Below are 784 nucleotides of genomic sequence, written 5' to 3' on the forward strand. Positions count from 1 at the left end.
CGGTCTTGATTGCCTTTGTCCTTCGCTATTTCCTAATGGGTGTTCTAGATGATCGGGCAATCTACATTCTTTTCGTGCCCCCCGTCCTCCTTGCAGCCGCAATCGGGGGCATCGGTCCCGGGATCCTTGCTGTCATCGCTTCCATCGGTTCGGCAGCCTATCTTCGGTCACTTACTCCTGGCGGGGTACAGATACCGGAATTGGTCGTGTTCACCACCGTGGGGGTCGCAATTTCCTTCTTGGGAGAAATGCTCCGACGCGCTCAACATGAGTTAACAACCGCTGACGAAGCCTTGCGTACTAGAGAGGCGCATCTCCGGTCGATCCTGGACACTGTTCTCGACGCCACCATCGTCAGCGAGCAGGACGGCACGATCGTATCGTTCAACGCTGCGGCCATCAGACAGTTTGGCTACCGCGAAGATGAGGTGATCGGCCAAAATCTGCGGATGCTGATGCCGCAACCCTATCGCAAGGAACACGACGGCTATCTCGAGCGGTACCTCTCGACCGGTGAAAAACGTATTATCGGAACCGACCGTGTGGTCGTCGGTCAACGAAAGGACGGGTCGACCTTTCCCATGAAACTTGCCGTCGGGGAGATGAGATCCGGTGGTCGAAGGTTTTTCACAGGTTTTATACGCGACCTGACTGAGCGCGAAGAATCGGCCGCTCGTCTGCAAGAGGTTCAGACGGAGTTGGCTCGCCTCGCCCGTCTCAACGAAATGGGCGAAATGGCCTCGACGCTCGCCCACGAATTGAACCAGCCACTCTCCGCTATAGC

The 784-nt window shown here is 56.6% G+C and carries 1 protein-coding gene; it reads left to right on the forward strand.

The window, feature by feature from the left end; translation table 11 throughout:
• Positions 1 to 5: 5 nt before the first annotated feature.
• On the forward strand, positions 6 to 784 hold a 779-nt coding region (locus IB263_RS33815; RefSeq protein ID WP_246811161.1), incomplete at its 3' end, for a PAS domain S-box protein.

Origin of the sequence: Ensifer sp. ENS03, assembly GCF_014852035.1 — a bacterium.
Classification (GTDB): Bacteria; Pseudomonadota; Alphaproteobacteria; order Rhizobiales; family Rhizobiaceae; genus Ensifer; species Ensifer adhaerens.